The 2,099-nt window shown below is 67.4% G+C and carries 1 protein-coding gene and 1 pseudogene; one reads left to right on the forward strand and one right to left on the reverse strand.

What is annotated here, in order from left to right; translation table 11 throughout:
* Nucleotides 1-106: 106 nt before the first annotated feature.
* Nucleotides 107-1,061, reverse strand: a pseudogene (locus AB0D48_RS37370) (transposase).
* 139 nt (nt 1,062-1,200) lie between these two features.
* Between AB0D48_RS37370 and AB0D48_RS37375 the strand changes: the two are divergent.
* Entirely contained in the window at nt 1,201-2,010 is an 810-nt protein-coding gene (locus tag AB0D48_RS37375) for a methyltransferase domain-containing protein (protein ID WP_362407820.1), read from the forward strand.
* Nucleotides 2,011-2,099 lie beyond the last annotated feature (89 nt).

Genomic DNA, 2,099 nt, shown 5'->3' on the forward strand with positions numbered 1-2,099 from the left:
CGACATCTCGAAGCGTGGAGAACGGCCGCCTCCGCTGTCCCGGGAAACACCGCAGATCAGCAGGTCGGGTGACGAGCGAGGATAAATGCCAAGCTGAGCTTCTTCTTTATGGTCTGACCTGGTCGGGTTCGATGAGGGTCTCTGTGCGTCTGACGGTTTTACCCACGTCGTAGCCGGTGGCGGCTCGCTGGTTCTTCGAGCCGAGGGGCCTGCCGGGGCCGTGCCGATTCGGTTTCGGTGCACGGGCCGGACATGGCAAATGAGCACGGAGGTTCCGATACCGGCGCCGCACCCGGGCCGGTGTGAGCCGGACCGGCTGAGCGGGCTTCTCCCAGGGACGGCGGGGGTCCTCGGCCAGCGGAGGGGCCAGGCGGAGCAGGGTGTGCGCGGTGATGATCAGTGCGATGAGAGGGAGTTCGCCGTCATGGTCGATCCACGCGGAGGCGCGGAGCCTCGTAGCCGGCGTCGAAGACGACCACGATGCCGGCGTCTCCCTTGCGCCAGTGTCCGCCGACGGCCAGGTCCTCGATCACGCGGCGGACCTGGACGGCGGTGATGTCGGCGACGTCGTCCTCGGGCCCGAGTCGGACCGCGTCCAGCAGCTGGCACCACGACGTGCGTCCCGATTCGAGCGCGGCGACGAACGAGTACGGGCAGCCGGGGATCATCAGGTGCTGGTCCCGGCCGCGGCCGAAGGTGTGGCAAAACAACCTGTCCGCCCTGCACTCTGCGTCGGCCGCAGCCAGTTGCTCACGTCCAGGGCCAGGACGAGTCGGCCGTCGGCAGCTCTGGGCTGGGGCAGCGCCGCCAGGACCCGCCGCAGCCGCCCGGCGTCGATGCGGCCACGGTTGAGTGCGTCGTACAGCGCGCCGTGCCCGTGGCGGTGCTCGGCCAGCAGCGTCAGACACCGGCGTCGTCACCGGCCCATCCGCGCAGAGCAGCGCGTCCCCCAGCTCGAACAAGTCGTCGCGACGCGCGTGCGGACACGCGCAGAAGTCATCTCGGAAGTGTGACGCCGAAGCGAACGCTTCCCGCTGGACATCGTGCTGCAGCAGACTCAGCCCTGGCGGTCTTGGTCTCGACAAGGTGAAACGCGCGCTCTGGACAGCACGCAGGAGCACGCCAAGACCGCCGTCCCTGCCTGCCGAACTCCCTGGTGAGTGAACCCGTTCGGGACCTTGTTCGAGCTATCGTCACCAGATGCCTGAAGCTCCCGAGAAGTTCAACACCGCGATGACCACCTGGCAGGAATGGCAGGACGCCCCCTGGGGCCGCCTGCGCTACGCGATCGCCGAGGCGAACCTGGCCCGTCATCTCGGCGGTCTGGGAAGCGGGCCATTGCGCATACTCGACGTTGCCGGCGGCGACGGCGGTGACGCCCTGCGCCTCGCAGCCCGCGGGCACCACGTCACCATCGTCGACTACGCCCCCGCCATGCTCGCCGCCGCGGCCGAGCGAGCCTCGGCGGCCGGCCTGACGGAGCTGATCACCTGCGTGCAGGCCGACGTGACTGCTCTGCCCGCCGACCTCGCCGACGGAGAGTTCGACGTGGTTCTGTGCCACAACCTCCTTCAGTACGTGGACGATGTGCCGGGCACCCTTGCCTCGGTCCTCGCCTTGCTGAAGCGCGGCGGGCTGTTCTCGGTGATGGCGATCAACCGGCACTCGGCAGCCTTGAACATCGCCGTTCGCGAGATGGACCCTGCCGCCGCGCTGGCCGCGCTCAGTACCGATCAGCTCCGGACCCAGATGTTCGATTCAACATTGACGCTTCATACGGCCGAGGAGATCATCCCTCTCCTGCAGAGCCTTGGCTGTCTCGACGTGCAGCACTACGGCATCCGCAGCTTCTGCGACTACATCACCGACGATGCGCGAAAGTACGACCCGGCGTTCTACGCCGACCTCGAGCAACTGGAACTCGCCACCAGTGCCCGTCCGCCCTACATGCACACCGCGCGGCTCTTCCAGCTGACGGCGAGGAACGGAACACGTAAGGCGCAACCTTAGAGCTCGTAACAGGATCTTGATGAGATGTCCTGGTCAGCCGTGACCGGTGTGACGATTCGGCCGTTCGGGATGGTGTGAGTACTCGGCCG

The sequence above is a fragment of the Streptomyces sp. NPDC048269 genome (genome assembly GCF_040652395.1).
Classification (GTDB): domain Bacteria; phylum Actinomycetota; class Actinomycetes; order Streptomycetales; family Streptomycetaceae; genus Streptomyces.